The organism is Dolichospermum compactum NIES-806 (genome assembly GCF_002368115.1).
GTDB lineage: Bacteria > Cyanobacteriota > Cyanobacteriia > Cyanobacteriales > Nostocaceae > Dolichospermum > Dolichospermum compactum.
Genome location: NZ_AP018316.1, coordinates 1465431 through 1486033 on the forward strand (window position 1 = coordinate 1465431; position 20603 = coordinate 1486033).

Here is a 20603-nt window from a genome sequence, read left to right on the forward strand (position 1 = left end):
TTAGTGTGACACTTGCGTAAGTCCTAATAATAATAAGCCAATGCGGTGTAAATACCTGCAATTGTCCGATATATGAGGTACAAGAACCCCAACCCCCCTGACAGGTGTAGGTTTTTTACATTCCGGTGAGGGCAAGACTTGGGCGACAAGGTGGACAAGATGACAAGGGAGGAAAACCCTACAGGATGATGTTTTTTGGCAACAATAACACACCGTTAAAAGACTATTGTGCGGATAAAATCTTCCTTGTCTACGTTCCCTCCAAGTCTTCCCAGTCTTGCCTTCACAGACAATATTAAAAACCTACCCTTGTGAGGGGAAACCCCTCCCCTACTTTGTTTCAAATTAATCCCAGTTCGCGTTTGAGGAGGTTGATGGACTGAGTGCCGATGTAGTTTTCACAGCGAATGAGTTTCGGTGGACGGATAAGGTCTTCTAAGGCTGTTTGCATGGCGGATTGTGCTGTGGAATAGCTGACTTGATCGGTACAAAAGATGATTTCTGAGCGTTTGACGATCGCGTGTAGTTTATAAGCGTCCTTTGGTTGGGCGGTCATTACCAATAGTTCATCCCCGCGTAAACCGTGAAGAATAACTTCTGTGGCTCTGAGAATACCGGAACTGAGGCTAACTATACCTATACAACTGGATTTGGGTAAGCTTTTAACTACTGTCATTTCCTTACCATAGTCGTGAATATCGAGGGGAATGACGCGGACGGCTTTGGGGGCAGCGATCGCTTCCACTTCTCCGATAAAATAACGACTGGTGACTAATGTGGCTGAGGTAGTTTGGTCGAGAACACCAATAAGTTCTTCCATTGCTACAAGTTGAACTGGAATTTGCAGAGATTCTTCCAATTCATCAATCATTAATTCCCCAGCCCCAATATCTTGAGATGGTGTAACTACTAAAACTCTAGCGCTACAACGCAACCGCCAGTCAACTTCGGCTAGAAATAGTTCCCGTGATTGATTGAGAGAACAACCTTGACCAAGTAACTCATCTAGGGCTTGTTGCACTACCTTATAGGCTTGAGGATTTTGTTTGAGCATGGGAGACTGGGATCTACTTCCGCCTTCATGACCTTGAGCGCGGACATAGATGCCTGAACCTGCTAAACTTTCAACAAATCCTTCTTCTTCCAATTGGCGGTAAACTTTACTAATGGTGTTGCGATGTAATCCAGTTTGCATAGCTAACGCCCTGGTACTGGGTAGTTTATATGCAGGTGAATATTGCCCAGAGGCGATCGCAAATCGAATCTGATTAAACAGTTGATTAGATGCAGGAATTTCACTATCTGGCTGAATACGGAATTGAATCATTACTAATTCTGCTCCACAAGACTTATACAAATGGCCATAATTTACCTGTTAAATATATGATTAATGGGTTAGTTTGCTCTGGAAAATATTATCACAGAAGAATACACCAAATCAGAAGTCAAGGGTCAGAATGAATATACAGCAGCTTTCAGCTATCAGCGTTCAGCTATCAGCAGTAAAACAGCCTCGCTGCCAAGTTTTGTGATTAAAGGTTGTACCTCATTTACCTGCAATATGCTGTAAGTTCGGACTAGTAAATGAATCGTAATTCACAACTCCATTAGTGATTACTAATTGCTGATAGATATAACTATTATTAACTTGTGCTTCGTACCTCTTACCTATTTCCCTACTCACAACTTATATTATGACAGAGCCAGCAATACAGACTACAACAATTCAAATTCCTCAAGAGAATTTACAAATAGCCACCTATTTAGCTCAACCAACAGCACCCGGTTCTTATCCAGGAATTGTAGTTCTCCAGGAGATTTTTGGCGTTAACGCGCATATTCGGGATATTACTGAACGGATTGCTAAACTAGGATATGTGGCGATCGCTCCAGCGCTGTTTCAACGTCAAGCCCCTGGATTTGAAACGGGTTACACGCCCGAAGATGTGGAAATAGGCAGAAAACACGCCGCAGAAACTACAGCATCACAACTTTTGAGTGATATTCAAGCAGCTATTAACTACCTGAAAACTTTACCTGAAGTTAAACCAGATGGATTTGGTTGTGTTGGCTTTTGTTTTGGTGGTCACGTCGCCTATCTAGCTGCCACACTCTCTGATATTAAAGCCACTGCTTCCTTTTACGGTGCGGGGATCACTACTCGTACTCCCGGAGGTGGAAATCCCAGTATTACCCGGACATCAGCAATTAAAGGCACTATCTACACCTTTTTTGGTGAGGAAGATGCGAGTATTCCTCCAGAACAGGTAGACGAGATTGCTGCCGAACTTGCAAAATATCACATTTCTCATCGTCTGTTTCGTTACGATGGATCTGGTCATGGATTTTTTTGTGACCGTCGTGCCAGTTATAATTCTAAAGCTGCGGCAGATGCTTGGGAGCAAGTTGAACAACTTTTTAGTCAACTAGTACCGCAGGGCGGAAGTCAAAAGTCAAAAGTCAAAACTAAGACATTATAGGCTTTTTAACGATTTAGAATAGTTGGTTTATTTCCGCCAATCTGTACTAGCCTAACCACTGACAACTGACCACTGACAACTAAACAAATAACAATTTATCTTCAAACGTCATGAATTCCGAATCTAAACTTTCTCAAACAGCCAACTCGTCTTTTTCAATGGATGATTTTGCCAAAGCCTTGGAAAAACACGATTACCAATTTCAAAAAGGACAAGTTGTTCGTGGTAAAGTATTCCAAGTTGACCACGATGGTGCTTATGTTGATATTGGTGGGAAATCGTCTGCGTTTCTTCCCCAAGAAGAGGCTTCCTTGAGAGCAGTAGCTGATTTGTCGGAAGTATTACCGATGAATGAGGAACTAGAGTTTTTGATTATTCGGGATCAGGATGCTGAAGGTCAAGTTACCATTTCCCGCAAGCAATTGGAAGTGAAACAAATTTGGGAAAAACTGTTAGAAATGCAGGAGAACTCCCAAAGTGTGCAAGTGCGGGTAACAGGTGTCAATAAAGGTGGTGTCACTGTTGATCTTCTAGGTGTCCGGGGTTTTATTCCGCGATCGCACATCGCCGAACGTGATAACCTAGAAGCACTCAAAGGTCAAACTCTCACCGTAGGCTTTTTAGAAATCAATCGGGAAACCAATAAACTCGTTCTCTCTCAACGTTTAGCCGCTCGTTCTAGCAACTTCAGTTTATTAGAAATCGGTCAATTAATCGAAGGAAAAATTACCGGCATCAAACCTTTTGGTGTATTCGTAGATTTTAACGGTATCAGCGCCTTACTACACATCAAACAAGTGAGCCAAAAATTCATTGACTCTTTAGAAAAAATCTTTCAAATCGGTCAACCCATTAAAGCTGTCATTATTGATTTAGATGAAGGTAAAGGTCAAGTTGCTATTTCTACCAGAATCCTAGAAAACTTCCCTGGTGAAGTTGTAGAAAACTTTGCAGAAGTCATGGATTCCGCCGAAGCTCGTGCTAATCGTGCAGCTAATAAAACGGCTGAATAGGTAATTGCTAATTGACCCAGATCCCCGACTTCTTGCAGGAATTTATCATTGATTAACAAGATCAAAAAAGAAGTCGGGGATATTAACTCTATTTAAATCAGCTAAAATAATCAATATCATCATAGTAAAATTATCATGAATCAAGTAAATGCTACTGAAGTACAAGAACATTTGAGTGATTTTTTGGATAGTCTTACTCAAGGGGAAACATCAATCTTGTACTGCCAGCAATTCTCATTTTGAAACGAGTTTGCGCCATTTCAGCGATCGCCAGATTGAGCAATCGGAACGAAACCCAACATTATCAAGGATTTTGTTGGGTTTCCCTGTCGCTCAACCCAACCTACATTTCCTTAACCGACAAGTATTGGATCAGGGAGAGTTTCGCATTATCTATACAATTCAAGAGGAGGAGATTGAAATTTTTCGAGTTGGTAAGCGAAATGATGATGAGGTTTATGAAAATTTGTAAATAAGATAGGAAACTCCTATTTATGAAAAATTTACCTGAAAACAAATCTAATTCCCAAGCCGGTGGCGGTTTACCTGTAATTCAATATTGGGTAGAAAAAACTCTCTCACCCCAAGGATTACAATTATGGCAAACTCTCAATCATAAAAGCGCCTGTTTATCCTGTGCTTGGGGTACAGGTGGACAAAAAGGAGGTTTTGTTAATGAAGCAGGAGAATACTTACAACGTTGTGCTAAAAGTGTAGAAGCCATTGCTGCGGAATTGCAACCAGGAATTAAACCGGATTTTTTTCAACAATATAATATTAATGAATTACAACAACTGACCTCTCAAGAATGCGATGATTTAGGTAGACTGACTTATCCTCTCATCCTCAAATCAGGTTCATCCCATTATCAACGCATTAGCTGGGAAGAAGTTTATCAAATCGCCACAACAGCTTTTCAACAACCAGCAGAAAAGATTGCTAGTTATAGTTCTGGACGTTCATCTAATGAAGCTGCATATTTATTACAATTGTTAATGCGATCGCTCGGTAGTAATAATCTAGCAGATTGTTCAGATTTATGTCACGTCCCCTCAACCATCGGCTTAAAAAAAGTTTTCGGTTCAGGAACATCAATGGTAAGTTTAGAAGGCTTACAACATAGTGATTGTGTGGTTTTAATTGGTTCTAACGCACCCGCAAATCATCCGCGCTTGATGAACGAATTAATCCAATTGCGGGCAAGGGGCGGTAAAATAATTATTATTAACCCCCAAATAGAAATCGGTTTAGTTAAATTTGCCTCACCTGCATTTCCCATCAAATCTTTACTCACAGGTGGTTCAGATATATCTTCTTTGTATTTACAACCGATTCCTGGTAGTGATGTCGCGTTATTTGTCGGGTTGCAAAAATCCCTGATTGCCCAAAATTTAATCAAAACAGAATATCTCCAATCCTATACTCAAAACTGGCAACAAATTTTAGATTATGCAGAAAATATATCCTGGGATCATATCACTAAAACCTGCGGATTATCCCAAGAAGAAATTACAGCCACAGCTTATCTAATTGGTAAATCTGATCGTGTAGTATTTGCTTGGGCTATGGGAATCACCCAACAAGCTAACGGTGTTGACAATGTTTTTAGTATCGCAAATACGGCTTTAATTACAGGTAACGCTGGTAAAATTGGCGCAGGAACAATGCCCATTCGTGGACATTCCAACGTGCAAGGATTTGGTTCAATGGGTGTGACTATCAATTTGCGCGAAGAAATCAAACAAGCACTATCTAAGTTGCTAAGAAAACCCCTCAATGAAACTCCTGGTTATCATACCCGTGATTTAATAGCAGCAGCAGAATTAGGAAATATCAATACTCTCTTTTGTTTAGGGGGAAATTTGTATGCAGCTAACCCAGATTTACAACAAGCAAAACAGGCTTTATCACAAATAGAAACCATTTTCTATGTAGCGACAAAACCGAATCTAGGACATTTTCACGGATTAGGAAAACAGCAAACTTTAATATTACCTGTTTTTAATCGGTTTGAAAATCCCCATAAGACTACAACAGAATCAGGTAATAATTTTGTCAGGTTAAATGATGCAGGTAAAAGTCATTTACAAACAGACAATTCTGATTTGATTTCTGAAGTAAAACTAATTACAGAAATTGCCCATCGTTTACATGATGTAAATCCGATTAATTGGCGTAAATTACAAGATACTATCTATGTTAGAGAATTAATTGCTAAAACCATTCCTGGTTATGAAAAAATAGGTAAAATTGATCAAACTCAGGCAGAATTTACCATTGCCGGACGGATTTTTGATGAACCTAAATTTCCCACTTTTAATGGTAAAGCGCAGATGTTTGTCACTGCTTTACCGCAATTATCTTTACCAAATAAATCAGCTTTTGGGGTTGAGGAAAATCGAGCAGGAATTGTAGTTATATTGGGAACAGGACGTAGTTATGGACAACATAACACGGTAGTTTATCGCAGTGAAGATAAATATCGCCAAATGCCCCATCGTTATTGTATTTTAATGAATAGTTTGGATGTACAAAAAGCAGGATTCCAGAAACATCAACAAGTTACAGTTAAAGGAAATGCAGGAGAATTAGAAAATATTGAAATTATTTGTGGTGCAATTCGTGAAGGTGTAGCTTTTATGTTTTATCCTGAAGCTAACGTTTTATTTAAAGCAGATATTGATCCCCAAAGTGGGATACCTGCTTATAAAAGAGTTCCAGTTTTTGTTTATCAATAAAATCTTGTTCCCAGTCTGGAGACTGGGAATGTTATTAGGAGTCAAGAGACTCCACTTGACAAAAAAGGCAGATTCTTCGGAAATTTATGCCAAAAAAAGGCTCAAATCTGTTATTTGATATATACTGTCACAAAATACTATCAACAGTCTAGTTATAATAAACAGCAAGACTTTGAGCCATCTACCCAGGGTTTTAAATTTTACAATAAGCCTGTAAATCTCCCATCATTTTGCAGAATTTTCAAAATCTGCTTAATTTCTTGGGTGCGGTTCTTCTTCACTACCAGAGTAACATTGCGATCGCGCACAATCACCACATCCTCTAAACCAATCGTAACAATGACATCATCAGCATTGGAGGCATAAACAATCGCTCCCTGAGTATCTAAACCCACATGAGTAGCAAGTTCTACATTAGGATTATCATCCTGCTTCAGCAAACGTTCAATAGCATTCCAATCACCCAGATCATCCCAACCAAATGCTACCGGCAAAACATAAGCTAGACTGGTTTTTTCCATCAAAGCATAATCTATACTTTTCTTAGGTAACTGCGGATAAATATCAGGACCATGTTGTTCCAAAGGTTTCATAATTTCCGGTGCATGGGTGCGTAATTCTGACAAAACAACACCAGCTCGAAAAACGAACATCCCGCTATTCCAGCTAAACCGCCCCGTTGACAAAAAAGTTTCTGCCGTTTCCCGGTCGGGCTTTTCAGTAAAACGGTTCACATGATACGCTGCTAACCCATTGAAACTACCTATTTTTTCGCCTTGTTCAATATAACCATAGCCAGTTGAAGGAAAATTAGGTTTAATCCCCAAAGTCACAATCGCTGCTTTCTTAGTCGCCAGATCCTTAGCAGCCGCTAAAGTTTCAGCAAATATCTCCGGGTCAGCAATCCAATGGTCAGCAGGAAAAAAGCCAATAATAGCATCTTCTCCGTAACGCTTTTTAATTTCTAAACTTGTCCAAGCAACAGCAGCAGCAGTGTCTCGACCTTGGGACTCAATCAGTAAATTCGACTCTGGCAAATCAGGAAGTTGTTCTCGCACCCCTTGAGCAATGGGACTAGAAGTAATTACCCACAAATTTTCCCAACCACCAGCCAGAACTAATAATCTATCAGCAGTTGCTTGTAGTAAACTTCTTGAGCTACCATCAAGGCTTAAAAATTGCTTAGGTCGGTCTAGTCGGCTCAAAGGCCAAAAACGCTCACCTTTACCACCAGCCAGAATCACAGGAAAAAATAAATTATTCATATTGGCATACATCGCTAATTCAGAACAATATACAGCAGGGAACAGGGAACAGGGAACAGGGAACAGGGGGCAGGGGGCAGGGGGCAGGTTTGAAACTTTGTACCTCATTTACCTGATATCTGCTGTAAGTGTACACTCATTAACTTTTAGATGATCTTCACTGATGAATTTTTCTGGTTGAGTATGTTGTAATTATCACTGATTGAAACTCTGAGGACAGCAATAAAAAAATATCCGATTAACTTTTCACAAAATCTAAAATTTCCATAACGAGTTTTAAACTCGCAATATTTGTAGCTTGTATTAACATACCTTTTAGGAGTGGTTGAGTGGGGAGAAAATTATGATTAAACAAATTCAATGGTCAGAAAATCAGGTAGCACCTCAACAAGTCCCAACCTCAGAACCGGAGGTAAAACAGCCACCAGTTCAAATTTCGGAAAATCAGGTAGCAACCCAACCAGCCGCAACTTCGCCGGTGAACCCAAAACCATCAGTCAACTCTTCTCGGAACGTCGCTGAATCCGTTGGTGCTATTCCCAACGAACTCTATGACCGTTTAGGCTTAACAGTTCCCCGCTGGTTATTGTGGGTCTTAACAATTGTTTTAGGGATAATTCTATCTGGATTAATAGCATCAAGTTTGGCACTATGGACTCCCCTCTGGAGCAATCTCGACCAAGCGAAAGATGATGAATTCAGTCCTAATAAACAAGACCAAATCAAAGTACCTGGGGACTTATGGACTAAACTTTCTCAGTACAAACTATCAAAACCCATGAACATTTTAATTATGGGCATTGAACCAGTTCCAGGTACTGTAGACGGTTCACCAGAAAGTTTTGCTGGTAAGAGCGACACCATGATGTTGGTGCGCCTTAATCCCAGTGATAAATCTATTCGCCTACTGTCAATTCCCAGAGGGACAATGATAGCCATTCCCGAACAGGGATTAACAAAGGTATCGGAAGCTAACGCCAAAGGTGGCCCAGTTTTAGCCGCCAGAGTAGTGAGTCGGAGTTTAGGTAATGCTCCCATAGATCGGTATATCCGCATTTCCGCCAGCGGTTTTCGGGAATTAGTGGAACAGTTGGGTGGTGTAGATGTATTTGTCCCCCAAACCATGAATTATCAAGATCAAGCTGGTGGCTTTGCCGTGAATTTGGTCGGCGGTTGGCAAAACCTCAACGGTGAACAGGCAGAACAGTTTGCCCGTTTTCATGAAGAAGGTAAAGGAGATTTACCCAGAGTCCAGCGACAACAAGCACTAATAAATGCTTTAATGCAACGACTCAACAGTCCCACCGTTTTACCCAGGTTGCCCCAATTAACTCGCGTCATGCGAAAGTATTTTGATACCAACCTAAAAATGGAGGAAATGATGGCATTAGCAAATTTTTCCGTCAATGTAGACCGGGATAATTTCCAAATGTCCATGTTACCTGGTACATTTAGCAAATTCAGTCAAGATGTCAATAGCTATTGGTTAAACATGACTGGACAACAAACCTTATTAAATGATTATGTTGGGGTAGATATAACTGGCATTAAATCAGATACCAGACCGGTCTCTATTCAAAGAATTGCCGTGCAAAATACCACTAACCAACCCCAGTTAACGGAAAAAGTAGTTACTTATCTGAAACAGAAAGGTTTTACTAATGTTTATGTAGTTCCAGATTGGCCAGATACCCAACGCCAAACTCAGATTATTGTCCAAAAGGGCAACCGACAACCAGGAATTGACTTGCGACAAGTTTTAGGTTTAGGACAAATCGAAGTTTCTGGAAATGGTGATTTGGAATCTGACCTCACAATTCGCATTGGTAAGGATTGGAAATAGTCATTAGTCAGTGGTCAGTAGTCAGTAGTCAGTAGTCAATAAAAAACAACTGAAAATGAACAACTGACAACTGACAATAAACAATTAAACAAATTTATGAACAAGATTTTTTGCCGATTTTTGAGTTTAATATTGGTTTCTATTTTGGCAGGATTTTCGGTAATTACCAATCCTCAAGCAGCTTTTGCTCAAATTAACACCATTAATTACAATAATGCCAGTTTGGAAAACCGTGACTTTTCCTATACTGATTTAGTTGGGGGAACTTTTGTGGCAGCGGAAATGCGGGGAACAAATTTCCAAGGTGCAAATTTAACTAACGCAATTTTTACTAAAGGCGTTTTATTAAAAGCAAATTTAGAAGCTGCAAATTTAACAGGTGCTTTGGTTGATCGTGTTACCTTGGATAGTGCTAATCTAAGAAACGCTATTTTCACAGAAGCAACTTTAACCCGTAGCCGTTTTTATGATGCTGATATCACTGGTGCTGATTTTACAGACGCACTTATTGACCGTTATCAAGTATCCTTACTCTGTCAAAGGGCAGATGGTGTGAATCCTGTAACTGGTGTTTCTACAAGAGATAGTTTGGGTTGTCGGTAAAAAATTGACAACTGACAACTAATAACTGACAACGGACTAATAAATATTCGTGACACAACAAGATCAAAAACCTGCTCGTTCTTTCGCTGGTATTGCTGGGATTGTTGCCGCAGCAACATTAATTAGTAAAGTGTTTGGTTTAATTAGGCAGCAAATAATCGCTGCGGCTTTTGGTGTGGGTGCAGCAGCTACAGCTTATAGTTATGCCTATATTATCCCTGGTTTTCTTTTAATCTTACTTGGTGGTGTCAACGGACCTTTACATAGTGCCATTGTCAGTGTTTTGGCTAAACATAAAAAAGAGGAAGCTGCACCGATAGTAGAAACAATCACAACTCTTGTGGGTGGGTTGTTATTAGTGGTGACATTTGCTCAGATTTTCTGCGCTGAGTATATTGTTGATTTTGTGGGTCATGGCTTAGAAGCAACTACAAGAGCGATCGCTATCCGTCAAATCCAAATCATGGCACCTTTGGCTTTATTTGCTGGTTTAATTGGGATTGGATTTGGGACTTTAAATGCAGCAAATCAATATTGGTTATTATCTATTAGTCCTTTATTATCGAGTGTTACCGTTATCATCGGTATTGGTATTTTAGCCCTCCAATATGGCAAAGCAATTATTAATCCTGAATATGCTTTAATCGGTGGCATGGTATTAGCTTGGGGAACTTTAGCAGGGGGAATTCTCCAATGGTTAGTCCAGTTAATTGTGCAATGGCGGTTAGGATTAGGGACATTAAGCCTGAGATTTGATTTTAAATCCCCCGGTGTGCAAGAAGTAATTAAAATCATGACTCCAGCGACAATATCATCAGGAATGATGCCAATTAATGTCGCTACTGATCTTTATTTTGCAAGTCCTATTGTTGGTGCAGCGGCAGGTTTTAACTATGCTAATCTTTTAGTCCAAACTCCATTAGGAATTATTTCTAATATTATTTTACTGCCTTTATTACCGACATTTGCCAAACTTTCCCACCCAGACAATTGGGAAGAATTAAAATTACGCATTCGGCAAGGACTTTTATTAACTGCCGTTACCATGCTACCTTTAGGGGCATTAATGGTATCCTTATCTGTGCCAATTGTCCAGATAGTTTATCAACGGGGAGCATTTAAACAAGAGGCAACTCAGTTAGTATCTTCTCTATTAATTGCCTATGGAATTGGAATGTTTGTCTATCTAGGGCGTGATGTTTTAGTTAGAGTATTTTATGCTTTAGGTGATGGACAAACACCTTTTAAAATTAGTATATTTAATATTGTTCTCAATGCCGTATTAGATTTAATATTAGTTGAACCTTTTGGTGCGCCTGGATTAGTTTTAGCTACAGTGGGAGTTAATTGTAGTTCCATGTTGATGTTGTTATTTTTGCTCAATCGTAAACTTAATGGCTTACCTTGGCAAGAATGGTGTTTACCAATTTTGGGGTTAACGGTTGGGAGTATAATTGCAGGTTTAGCCAGTTTTGGAACTTTGGTTGCTTCCCAACAGGTGTTAGGTAAACTAGATTTAATTAGTTTACTAGTAGAATTATCCATATCTGCTTTTGTGGGAATTGGAGTATTTGCGATAATTGCTTCTAGAATGAATATTCCCGAAGTGAATATTTTTGTAATGAAGATGCAGCAAAAGTTCTTGAAGAAAAATATCAGGTGACAAACCAGTGAGACGCTGTTCGTGTTCAGCGATCGCCCTAATCCGATATAATAATAGAAACACTATGACCAAGTCTTGACTATGCAGATTAGTGAAGAAATCAGGATCAAAGTTAGTCCTAACGTTGCTCAAGCCTATCAAAAAGCAACAGAACGTAAAAAGCAATCTCTGGCAACGCTGGTTAGTTTATTTTTAAGAGAGGATATGAACGAGGAAGTTGATTTTCTTGGGAAATTGATGGATTAAATTAGCGATAGAGGAGTTTCTAGAGGCTTGACACCAGAAATTTTGGAGACAATTATGAATGAATAATTTCCCTAATTATGTGTTAGATACCAATATTTTTGTGAGCGCTTTACTGTTTTAAAATAGTCAACCGCGCCAAGCCTTAGATATAGCTCGACATCGAGGAAATATTTTGATGTCCCAGGCAATTTGGCAAGAAATAATAGAGATTTTAGCAAGACCAAAGTTTGAAAAGTATGTTACGGCAATTGAGAGAGATTTATTTCTAGGTTGGTTGGCTGAATCAGTTGATTTTATAGAAATTAGCAAGACTATTGTTGCTTGTCGAGATGCTAAAGATGATAATTAGTATAATACAAGTCACTGGAGGAAGACAGCCTCTAATTGGCTTTCATCTCTTGCCTAAAGGACAGTTAAGTTTTTCCGCCACGCTCCAAAACTTACCCTCAAGGGTTTTTAGCCTATTTTCTTATAAGTCCTTGGTCATGTATCCAAAATCTTGATATCTCCCTAAGTAAGGGGTCAAAATATCTTCGACCTAATTTTCTGTCAATAGTTGTATACATGACAAATTCAGCTTAGAATATCGCACAGTATCGGAAAACTGGATTCCGAGCTAAAATCTTTAATTAGCGGTGCTATTTTTAGTTTTCACGTTGATATTCAATTTTACGAGAGGTTATGGACAAAAGTCCAACAGATGGCAGTAGTATCCTCCTCTAAGCTGGTGAGACAGTCTCCCAGGGTGGGGGAGACTTTAGGAGATTTCTATTATGCTTACACAGGAAATTCGCAAGTCCTTAGATATTGCTGACTTAAATCGGCTTAAATGTGACCTGAATTGTTTACAGCCAGTAGATGTGGGTGAGTATATCACTCAATTGCCCGAAAAACAAAGAGCGATCGCCTTCCGATTACTCAATAAAGATCAGGCCATAGATGTCTTTGAGTATTTACCCACAGAAGTACAGGAAGACTTGATTAACTCCCTCCACGATGGCCAGGTAGTAGACCTCGTTGAAGAAATGAGTCCTGATGAACGGGCATATTTATTTGATGAACTACCAGCAGGAGTAGTCAAACGCTTATTACAACAACTCAGTCCCGAACAAAGACAAGCTACAGCCACAATTCTGGGCTATCCAGAAGGGACTGCGGGGCGGGTAATGACAACGGAATATGTTCGCTTGCGACGAGGTTTAACTGTTGGTGAAGCCCTCAGTAAAATCCGCTTGCAAGATCAAGATAAGGAAACAATTTACTATGCCTATGTTACTGATGATAATCGCAAATTAGTTAGTGTTGTTTCTTTGCGTCAGCTATTATTTACCTTTCCCGATGTCTTAATTAAAGATATTGCCAGCTCCCACGTTGTCAAAGTTAGCACAGAAACCTCTCAGGAAGAAGTCGCCCGGATTATGCAGCGATACGATTTAATCGCTATACCTGTGGTTGATAGAGAAGATAGATTAGTCGGTATTATTACAATTGATGATGTCGTAGATATTTTAGAAGAAGAAGCTACAGAAGATATCCAAAAATTGGCAGGGGTAAGTGGTGATGAAGAAGCCTTATCGCCCCCACATATTACCATTCGGAAACGCTTGCCTTGGTTATTGGGAATTATGGGATTATATATTGGCGCTGCCAGTGCGATCGCACCCTTTCAACAAGTTATTGCGGCTGTACCAGTTCTTGCTGTGATCATGCCCATATTTTCTAACACAGGGGGGACTGTAGGTATACAAGCCCTGACTGTGACTATTCGCGGTTTAGGTGTAGGAGAGGTAACACCCGAAGACACTAGCAAAATTCTCCGCAAAGAACTTTTAGCCGGGTTAGGAACAGCCGTAGCTTTAGGGCTGACAATGGTTGCCCTTTCCCTAATTTGGGCTAAACCTCAAGAAAGATGGGTAGCTTTAATCGCTGGGGCAGTTATGGCTACTAATACAATGGTAGCGGTGACTTTAGGAACTTTGCTACCAATGGGTTTAAAGCATTTAAAACTAGATCCAGCCTTAATGAGTGGTCCTTTAGTGACAACAATGCTAGATACCATTGGATTTTTAACCTTCCTCAGTATGATTTCTGTCGCTTTAAAGGTATTTCATTTACAAAGTTAATCGGTTGGTAATTGGTAATTGGTAATTATGCTTTTCTCGTCATTACCAATAAACTAGGACTTACGCACGCTCACTAATTTACCATGATATGAATGAAGGAAATTGCGTCGTTTTCGGCTTTGGGAATAACTTATTGAGTAGGGTGCGTCAGATAGAGGGAATCTGTTTTTTTGTCAGAATATCGTGTCTGACGCACCCTACAAGGGATAAAATTTACGTCACATATTTGGGGAATCTTGTCAATGCGTAAATCCTATAAACAATTATCTAAAATCTAAAATCTAAAATCCCAATGCCTACTACTACCTGGAATCGTCATCACATTCTCACACTCGCTGACTTCACAACCGCTGAATATAACGCCGTCTTACAAACTGCGGCTTCTTTTCAAGAGGTACTATCACGACGGACAAAGAAAGTCCCCACATTACAGGGACAGGTAGTAGCAAATTTATTTTTTGAACCCTCTACTCGCACCCGCAGTAGTTTTGAAATTGCCGCTAAAAGACTAAGTGCCGATACTCTCAACTTTGCCGCGGCCACATCTTCCATGACCAAAGGCGAAACAATTCTTGATACCGCAAAAACCTATTTAGCAATGGGAACTGATATTATGGTAGTCCGCCATAAGGATGCAGGAGTTCCGCAAGCGATCGCTCAAGAAATGGATCGTCTAGGTGTAAAAGTTAGCGTCCTCAATGCCGGTGATGGACAACATGAACATCCATCTCAAGGACTACTAGATTTATTCACAATTTGTAGTTTAATTGACCCCGCACAACCCAAAATTGAATTATTACAAGGTAAAAAAATTGCTATTGTTGGCGATATCTTACATTCTCGCGTAGCCCGTTCTAATATTTGGAGTCTCACCGCTAGTGGTGCCGAAGTTCACCTCGCTGCACCTCCCACATTATTACCTAAATTCTTTGCAGAATATTTAGGATGTACAGAAAACTCTAGCCGATTATTTACCCATTGGCAACTAGAACCAGCCTTAGAAAATGCTGATTTTGTGATGACATTGCGTCTACAAAAAGAACGGATGACAGCCCATTTATTACCTAGTTTACGAGAATATCATCAACTATTTGGCATTACTCGCACCAAGTTAAAACTCTGTCAACCTAACGTTAAAGTATTACATCCAGGTCCAGTAAATCGGGGTGTAGAAATTAGTTCTGATTTAATGGATGATCCCGAATTTAGCTTAATTCAATCTCAGGTAACTAGCGGTGTAGCAGTGCGGATGGCACTTTTGTACTTTATCGGTAGTGGTAGTAGTAGAGTTAATTAATCATGATGCCATAGCACTTCCATGATTGAAAATCATAGTTGCTTACGATAATTTCCTTAAATAAAAATACTGTGTGATTAACTAGAAATGAGAGATAAAATTGAATTTAAATCCCACATTCCGCACCCCCCGGTGTCACAAGCGGTTTTTTCTGATTTTTATCCCCATTTAATGTTGTATTTTGTACCAAAACCAAGAAATATTGGTAGGCGATAGCGAAGCGCTGCTGCAAGCAGTTCGCTAAAACCAAATCTCCAAACGACCAATTTCCGTTGTGTGACAGTTTAAGGTGCGGAAGGTAGGTTAAATAAATCCCTAGTACCGCAAGGCGTTCGTCAAAAGTCAAAAGTCAAAACGAATATACAATGAGCTTTCCAGTAGTTTGGAATGGTCTATTTATTTCCGCCGACCTGTACTAGATCACAAATAGTGAAATTTTATATAGCGGTATGCACTTAAATGAGTTACAGAATCTACAGTAAAAGCCATACGGTAAGAGACTCTTACAGCGATTTCCAATCATATAAGGTACATCTTAGCCCCCTCATCGCTTGCGGGGAGGGGGTTGGGGGTGGGGTTCTTGTTCCGGGTTTGATGACAATTTGCTGTAACTCCTGACTTCTGACTCCGTATGGCTGACCGCTCACGGCTAAGCCATTATGCTAAGCTCTTGGGCGCTAACCTCCGTAAAGTTGACTTACGCGGTGCTAATTTAACTGGTGCAAACTTAGCTAGGGTAAATCTAAGTGGTGCTAATTTAAGTGAGGCCATGCTGCGGGGTGTGGATTTGAGTGATGCTAACCTGAGCGGAGCTATCTTACAAAATACCACTTTAACTGAGACTAATCTAGAAGGTGCTAATTTAAATGGTGCTAATCTGACAAATGCTAGACTGACAAAAGCAAATTTGACTGAAGCAGAATTAATAGGTGCTAACTTGCAAGGTGCAATCATGCCAGAGGCTATCCTAATTAAAGCCAAGCTAAACCAAGCAAACCTCAGTTTTGCTAGACTGAGTAAAGTTAATTTTAGTCGAGCTAATCTCCGCGAAGCTGATCTAACTGAAGCAGAATTAGTATATGCTTGTCTGGCTATGACAGACTTTACCGATGCTAATTTAACCAAGGTAAATCTACTCGGGGCAGAAATTAGTACGACAAATCTCACAGGTGCAAATTTGCTTGAAGCGGTAATGCCTGACGGGACAATTGGCTACTAAAAATTAATAAATTTAGAATAATTTCGTCGGTTTAATGCTCCTTCTAATTATTCTATCACACTGGAATTAAACTCAAAACTTTTGCAAAAAATGGTAACAAATATGCCTATTTTAAAAGCTGGTCGTTTTACCTCTTTACCCGTATTTTCTTTACTGATAAGTGGAAGTTGGATGTTTCTCTGTGAATATAGTTCGGTGCAAGCCCAAATCCCTAATAATATTCCCATATTAGCCCAAGGAACACTTCCATATCTCCAGGAACTATCCATCAACCAGCAGTCATTATCGCAGTTACCATCAGTAAAATTATATCAATCTCAAGGTGTACAATATAGTCAATATAATCAAGGATTTGATCGATATTTTGTTTATGTTGACAGTAATAATCCTCAAGTCTTACAGCGAGTTCGGCAAATTGAAACTAATGCCTATATTCGCAATTATAATGGACGTAATGTTATCCAATCTGGCGTTTTTAATGGACAATCTAATGCTCAACGACGAGTACAAGAATTGGAATTGAATGGTATTCCTGGCGCAAGAATTGTTAATTCTGATAATATAGAATTATCCGGTCGGTTAGCAGCACCTTATAATACTCCTGGATCTAATACCCAAAACTATCAACAGGAAACAAGAAATTCCTATTATGTAGTTATTCCTAGTAATTCTAATAGGTTACGTTCTTTAGGTACAGAAATTCGCCAAAAAGTTAGTATCAGTATTAATGTATTTAGAAGAAGTCAGCCATTGGGATTACACATAGCTGTAGGACCATTTAGCGATCGCTTGGAAGCGGAACTATGGAATAGCTATTTAAAGGATTCAGGTTACGGCAATGCCAGAGTGTATTATGGCAAATAAGGTCATTGGTCATTAGTAACAACGGACAACGGACAACGGACAACTGACCAATGACAAAAGAAAAATTTATTGTTACCGCAGACCAAATGCGGCAGATTGAAGCCAGAATATTTACAGCAGGAATGCCTGTAGCTGCCTTAATGGAAAAAGTAGGAGGATTAATTTGCCAACGCTTACAGGCTATTATTTCTCCAGGAAAATGTATAGGAATTTTAGTTGGTCCTGGTCATAATGGAGGAGATGCCTTAGTAGTAGCGCGTGAATTGCATTTTCGCGGTTATCACGTTTGGATTTATCAACCTTTTTCTAAATTAAAAGAATTAACTTCTCAACATTTCCAATATACACAAAGTTTAAAAATCCCCTGTTATCAAGAAATTTCCCAATTACCAAGTTATGATTTTTTAATTGATGGTTTATTTGGGTTTGGTTTAGAAAGAGAAATTACTGATTCTATCGCTGCGGCAGTTAATTATTTTAATAGCAAAAATCAACCCATTATTAGTATTGATATACCTTCAGGTTTACATACAGACACAGGGGAAGTTTTAGGAACAGCAATTCAAGCAACTCATACATTTTGCTTGGGTTTATGGAAACAAGGTTTATTACAAGAACAAGCATTACCTTATATTGGTAAAGCCGAATTAATTGATTTTGATATTCCCCTGGCAGATATTCATGCTGTGATCGGCGACATTCCCAAAATCAAACGGATTACACAAACAACAGCATTATCCACGTTACCTTTACCCCGTCCCCTAATTACTCACAAATACAAACAAGGACATTTATTATTAATTTGTGGTTCTCGACGTTATGCCGGTGGAGCAATTTTAACAGGTTTAGGTGCGCGAGCCTCTGGTGTGGGAATGTTATCAATTGCTGTTCCAGAATCCTTAAAAATGTTATTAGCTTCCCAGTTACCAGAAGCATTAATTATTGGTTGTCCTGAAACAGAAACAGGAGCGATCGCTCATTTACCATTTGTAGGGTGTGTTAGTGGCAGCGTAACGCACCTCACAGATTTAAACTCATTTACTGCGATCGCTTGCGGACCGGGTTTAACTAAAGATAATATATCTATTATTCCCGAAATAATTCAATGTCAATGTCCTCTAGTTCTGGATGCTGATGCTCTAAATATTTTGACACAAATAGGCACTATCCCCACCCTAAAACAGCGAAAATCAGCCATCATCCTCACACCCCATACCGGAGAATTTCAACGGTTATTTCCGAATATTGACCACACAGACAGAATCAAAGCCATCCAAACAGCAGCCGAAGAGAGTGGCGCTATAGTCCTATTAAAAGGGGCAAGAACAGCCATATCTAATCCCCAAGGTAATGTTTGGATAAATCCTGAAAGTACCCCAGCCTTAGCTCGTGGAGGCAGTGGTGACGTATTAACTGGTTTATTAGGTGGACTATTAGCGCAAATTATGAATAAAGAAATTTTTATAGAAGATATAGTCGCAACTGCCGCTTGGTGGCATTCCCAAGCCGGAATTTTAGCAGCACAAACAAGAACAGAACTGGGAGTTGATGCCTTTACACTCACACAATATTTAATACCAGTTTTGAAGCAATATTATAGTGAGCGGTACAAATAAATCACAGCCCCTTCTTCGCAAGCGGGGAAGGGGGTGGGGGTGGGGTTCTTGTATTTCATCCAATCGAGAACCGCAATAACATAAGTTAGTAATTAGGAAAAAGGTAGAGATATTACCAATTACCAATTACTTTGCAATACCTTGTCCATTTTTTGTAGGTCGGGTTAAGCGACAGCGCAACCCGACGCATTTGTTGGGTTATGGCTATCGCCACGCTCCGCGAACGTGAACGTGCCTCAACCCAACCTACAAATCAAGACTTTTTTCAATTTGGACAAGGTATTGACTTTGTAAATATTAATTACTTAACTGTTACCTTACCACCAGCTTCTTCAATCCGCTTCTTAATATCTTCAGCAGCGTCCTTAGTTACAGCTTCCTTAACAGCTTTAGGAGCAGCTTCTACCAAGTCCTTAGCTTCTTTCAGACCTAGACCGGTGATTTCACGAACGATCTTCAAGACGGCAATCTTCTTATCGGCAGGTACAGAATCCAAAATTGCATCAAATTCAGTCTTCTCTTCCACTGCTTCAGCAGGAGCAGCACCAGGAGCAGCCATCATCATCATGCCACCACCAGTAGCAGCAGCACTAACACCAAAAGCTTCTTCGATTTGCTTAACCAATTCAGAAGCTTCTAATAAGGTCAAAGATTTCAATTGTTCTAAAATTTGTTCGGTTGCAGCAGACATGGATATAACTCCTAAAGAATGTTTGATTTGTGAGTTTTTAGTTATTTAGTTGTCATGGGTCAGTAGTTAATTTTCACTGACTACAACTAACTTTCGGTAGCACTTTCAGAACTATCGCCATTTTCTTTTTCAGCAACAGCTTTTAAAGCGCGAGCCAAGGAACTGGGAACTTCGTTGATACCAACAGCCAGCTTGGTAGCTACACCATTGATTGCTCCAGCAATTTGCGCCATGAGTTGTTCCTTAGACGGCAAGTCTCCTAGAGCCTTGACATCAGCTTCACTCAGGACACGACCTTCCATCACACCACCGCGAATTTCTGTTTTCTTGGTGGCTTTTTGGAATGCTTGGTAAGCTTTAATCGCAGATAAATCTTCTTTAACTAACAGGAATGCAGAAGAACCATTCAGTAATTCTGACATTGGCTGCCATTGTTCCTGATCCTTAATCGCAATACCCATAAAGGTGTTTTTTGTCACCTTACAGATAGCACCACTAGGACGGAGTTGCCGACGCAAATCGGTGATTTCAGCAACTGTTAGCCCCTGATAATCAATTACCAGTGCTAAAGTTGACACACTCAAACTTTCTTTGAGATCAGCTACTATCTCTTTCTTGTTTTCTAACGTTCTTCCCATACTTGTCTCACCTCCAATGTCAGTTGTCAGTGGTCAGTTGTTAGTTGTCAGTGGTCAGTTGTTAGTTTTTACTCTATTTCCTGCCACCTGTCACCTGTAACCCTTTGCTGACTTACCGAAAACAATTAACCCCAGCTAACTTAGCCAGGGTTTCAAAGTGGTATTTTTAATCCCGTAGTTATTCCGCTTTTGCGGCTTAAACTTCAGTAGTTAAAATTACAACCTCGGCAGGGTATTAAGCTATTAGCACCTGCTGTCTCCGGCTTTATCTATTTAATTTTGGTCATTAGTGATTAGTCATTGG

At 39.7% G+C, this 20603-nt stretch carries 19 protein-coding genes and 1 other annotated feature; of the genes, 14 read left to right on the forward strand and 5 right to left on the reverse strand.

Annotated features, from left to right (window positions below):
- Positions 1–340 precede the first annotated feature (340 nt).
- A complete protein-coding gene (locus tag CA730_RS07205) occupies positions 341–1327 on the reverse strand; it encodes a GntR family transcriptional regulator (RefSeq protein WP_096665665.1) in 987 nt (328 codons plus the stop codon).
- Positions 1328–1694: 367 nt separating this feature from the next.
- On the opposite strand from CA730_RS07205, the gene CA730_RS07210 reads away from it, so the two are divergent.
- From CA730_RS07210 to CA730_RS07225, 4 genes are all read left to right on the forward strand, one after another.
- Positions 1695–2480 carry a dienelactone hydrolase family protein gene (locus tag CA730_RS07210; RefSeq protein WP_096665667.1) on the forward strand — a complete coding sequence of 262 codons (786 nt, stop codon included), beginning with the start codon at positions 1695–1697 and terminating at the stop codon, positions 2478–2480.
- A 110-nt stretch (positions 2481–2590) separates the two neighbouring features.
- Positions 2591–3493: a S1 RNA-binding domain-containing protein gene (locus CA730_RS07215; RefSeq protein ID WP_096665670.1), complete on the forward strand. Its 903-nt coding sequence runs from the start codon at positions 2591–2593 to the stop codon at positions 3491–3493.
- A gap of 175 nt (positions 3494–3668) precedes the next feature.
- Positions 3669–3965 (forward strand): type II toxin-antitoxin system RelE family toxin, encoded by a 297-nt coding sequence (locus tag CA730_RS25525; protein WP_231940020.1) that lies wholly within the window; start codon positions 3669–3671, stop codon positions 3963–3965.
- A gap of 22 nt (positions 3966–3987) precedes the next feature.
- Positions 3988–6231, forward strand: coding sequence for an FdhF/YdeP family oxidoreductase (locus CA730_RS07225; RefSeq protein WP_096665673.1), 2244 nt, complete (start codon positions 3988–3990; stop codon positions 6229–6231).
- Between the two features lie 200 nt (positions 6232–6431).
- On the opposite strand, the gene CA730_RS07230 is transcribed toward CA730_RS07225, so the two are convergent.
- The gene (locus CA730_RS07230; protein ID WP_096671344.1) at positions 6432–7496 is read right to left on the reverse strand and encodes a mannose-1-phosphate guanylyltransferase; all 1065 of its coding nucleotides are present in this window, start codon (positions 7494–7496) and stop codon (positions 6432–6434) included.
- A 343-nt stretch (positions 7497–7839) separates the two neighbouring features.
- Between CA730_RS07230 and CA730_RS07235 the strand changes: the two genes are divergently transcribed.
- The 7 genes from CA730_RS07235 to CA730_RS07260 all read left to right on the forward strand — a co-directional run bounded on the left by CA730_RS07235 (position 7840) and on the right by CA730_RS07260 (position 15271).
- Entirely contained in the window at positions 7840–9339 is a 1500-nt protein-coding gene (locus CA730_RS07235; protein WP_096665676.1) for an LCP family protein, read from the forward strand.
- A 96-nt stretch (positions 9340–9435) separates the two neighbouring features.
- Complete coding sequence (locus CA730_RS07240; RefSeq protein WP_096665679.1) at positions 9436–9942, forward strand: pentapeptide repeat-containing protein; 507 nt, start codon at positions 9436–9438, stop codon at positions 9940–9942.
- A 49-nt stretch (positions 9943–9991) separates the two neighbouring features.
- Positions 9992–11605: a murein biosynthesis integral membrane protein MurJ gene (gene murJ / locus CA730_RS07245; protein ID WP_096665682.1), complete on the forward strand. Its 1614-nt coding sequence runs from the start codon at positions 9992–9994 to the stop codon at positions 11603–11605.
- 81 nt (positions 11606–11686) lie between these two features.
- The gene (locus tag CA730_RS07250) at positions 11687–11851 is read left to right on the forward strand and encodes a hypothetical protein (RefSeq protein WP_197705505.1); all 165 of its coding nucleotides are present in this window, start codon (positions 11687–11689) and stop codon (positions 11849–11851) included.
- Between the two features lie 175 nt (positions 11852–12026).
- Positions 12027–12200, forward strand: coding sequence for a hypothetical protein (locus CA730_RS24190; RefSeq protein ID WP_157749927.1), 174 nt, complete (start codon positions 12027–12029; stop codon positions 12198–12200).
- Positions 12201–12624: 424 nt separating this feature from the next.
- Positions 12625–13974 carry a magnesium transporter gene (gene mgtE / locus CA730_RS07255; RefSeq protein WP_096665685.1) on the forward strand — a complete coding sequence of 450 codons (1350 nt, stop codon included), beginning with the start codon at positions 12625–12627 and terminating at the stop codon, positions 13972–13974.
- A gap of 292 nt (positions 13975–14266) precedes the next feature.
- Positions 14267–15271, forward strand: coding sequence for an aspartate carbamoyltransferase catalytic subunit (locus CA730_RS07260; protein WP_096665688.1), 1005 nt, complete (start codon positions 14267–14269; stop codon positions 15269–15271).
- 106 nt (positions 15272–15377) lie between these two features.
- Here the strand turns inward: CA730_RS07260 and CA730_RS26000 are convergent, their stop codons facing one another.
- On the reverse strand, positions 15378–15503 hold the full coding sequence (locus CA730_RS26000) for a hypothetical protein (RefSeq protein ID WP_269076506.1): 126 nt from the start codon (positions 15501–15503) through the stop codon (positions 15378–15380).
- A gap of 399 nt (positions 15504–15902) precedes the next feature.
- Between CA730_RS26000 and CA730_RS07265 the strand changes: the two genes are divergently transcribed.
- The 3 genes from CA730_RS07265 (at position 15903) to CA730_RS07275 (ending at position 18970) form a co-directional block, all read left to right on the forward strand.
- Complete coding sequence (locus tag CA730_RS07265; RefSeq protein ID WP_231940022.1) at positions 15903–16490, forward strand: pentapeptide repeat-containing protein; 588 nt, start codon at positions 15903–15905, stop codon at positions 16488–16490.
- Positions 16491–16592: 102 nt separating this feature from the next.
- Positions 16593–17354, forward strand: a complete 762-nt coding sequence (locus CA730_RS07270) for a hypothetical protein (RefSeq protein WP_096671346.1) — start codon at positions 16593–16595, stop codon at positions 17352–17354.
- A gap of 50 nt (positions 17355–17404) precedes the next feature.
- Positions 17405–18970 carry an NAD(P)H-hydrate dehydratase gene (locus tag CA730_RS07275; RefSeq protein WP_096665691.1) on the forward strand — a complete coding sequence of 522 codons (1566 nt, stop codon included), beginning with the start codon at positions 17405–17407 and terminating at the stop codon, positions 18968–18970.
- Between the two features lie 301 nt (positions 18971–19271).
- On the opposite strand, the gene rplL is transcribed toward CA730_RS07275, so the two are convergent.
- Positions 19272–19661, reverse strand: a complete 390-nt coding sequence (gene rplL, locus CA730_RS07280) for a 50S ribosomal protein L7/L12 (RefSeq protein WP_096665694.1) — start codon at positions 19659–19661, stop codon at positions 19272–19274.
- Between the two features lie 86 nt (positions 19662–19747).
- Positions 19748–20299, reverse strand: coding sequence for a 50S ribosomal protein L10 (gene rplJ / locus CA730_RS07285; protein WP_096665697.1), 552 nt, complete (start codon positions 20297–20299; stop codon positions 19748–19750).
- A gap of 114 nt (positions 20300–20413) precedes the next feature.
- Positions 20414–20580 (reverse strand) — a sequence feature (ribosomal protein L10 leader region).
- Positions 20581–20603 lie beyond the last annotated feature (23 nt).

What these genes read in the sequence shown, in the direction of transcription:
- CA730_RS07205 (WP_096665665.1), bottom strand. Translation starts at nt 1,327, where the DNA reads ATGATTCAATTCCGTATTCAGCCAGATAGTGAAATTCCTGCATCTAAT.
- CA730_RS07210 (WP_096665667.1), top strand. Translation starts at nt 1,695, where the DNA reads ATGACAGAGCCAGCAATACAGACTACAACAATTCAAATTCCTCAAGAG.
- CA730_RS07215 (WP_096665670.1), top strand. Translation starts at nt 2,591, where the DNA reads ATGAATTCCGAATCTAAACTTTCTCAAACAGCCAACTCGTCTTTTTCA.
- CA730_RS07225 (WP_096665673.1), top strand. Translation starts at nt 3,988, where the DNA reads ATGAAAAATTTACCTGAAAACAAATCTAATTCCCAAGCCGGTGGCGGT.
- CA730_RS07230 (WP_096671344.1), bottom strand. Translation starts at nt 7,496, where the DNA reads ATGAATAATTTATTTTTTCCTGTGATTCTGGCTGGTGGTAAAGGTGAG.
- CA730_RS07235 (WP_096665676.1), top strand. Translation starts at nt 7,840, where the DNA reads ATGATTAAACAAATTCAATGGTCAGAAAATCAGGTAGCACCTCAACAA.
- CA730_RS07240 (WP_096665679.1), top strand. Translation starts at nt 9,436, where the DNA reads ATGAACAAGATTTTTTGCCGATTTTTGAGTTTAATATTGGTTTCTATT.
- CA730_RS07250 (WP_197705505.1), top strand. Translation starts at nt 11,687, where the DNA reads ATGCAGATTAGTGAAGAAATCAGGATCAAAGTTAGTCCTAACGTTGCT.
- CA730_RS24190 (WP_157749927.1), top strand. Translation starts at nt 12,027, where the DNA reads ATGTCCCAGGCAATTTGGCAAGAAATAATAGAGATTTTAGCAAGACCA.
- mgtE (WP_096665685.1), top strand. Translation starts at nt 12,625, where the DNA reads ATGCTTACACAGGAAATTCGCAAGTCCTTAGATATTGCTGACTTAAAT.
- CA730_RS07260 (WP_096665688.1), top strand. Translation starts at nt 14,267, where the DNA reads ATGCCTACTACTACCTGGAATCGTCATCACATTCTCACACTCGCTGAC.
- CA730_RS07265 (WP_231940022.1), top strand. Translation starts at nt 15,903, where the DNA reads ATGGCTGACCGCTCACGGCTAAGCCATTATGCTAAGCTCTTGGGCGCT.
- CA730_RS07270 (WP_096671346.1), top strand. Translation starts at nt 16,593, where the DNA reads ATGCCTATTTTAAAAGCTGGTCGTTTTACCTCTTTACCCGTATTTTCT.
- CA730_RS07275 (WP_096665691.1), top strand. Translation starts at nt 17,405, where the DNA reads ATGACAAAAGAAAAATTTATTGTTACCGCAGACCAAATGCGGCAGATT.
- rplL (WP_096665694.1), bottom strand. Translation starts at nt 19,661, where the DNA reads ATGTCTGCTGCAACCGAACAAATTTTAGAACAATTGAAATCTTTGACC.
- rplJ (WP_096665697.1), bottom strand. Translation starts at nt 20,299, where the DNA reads ATGGGAAGAACGTTAGAAAACAAGAAAGAGATAGTAGCTGATCTCAAA.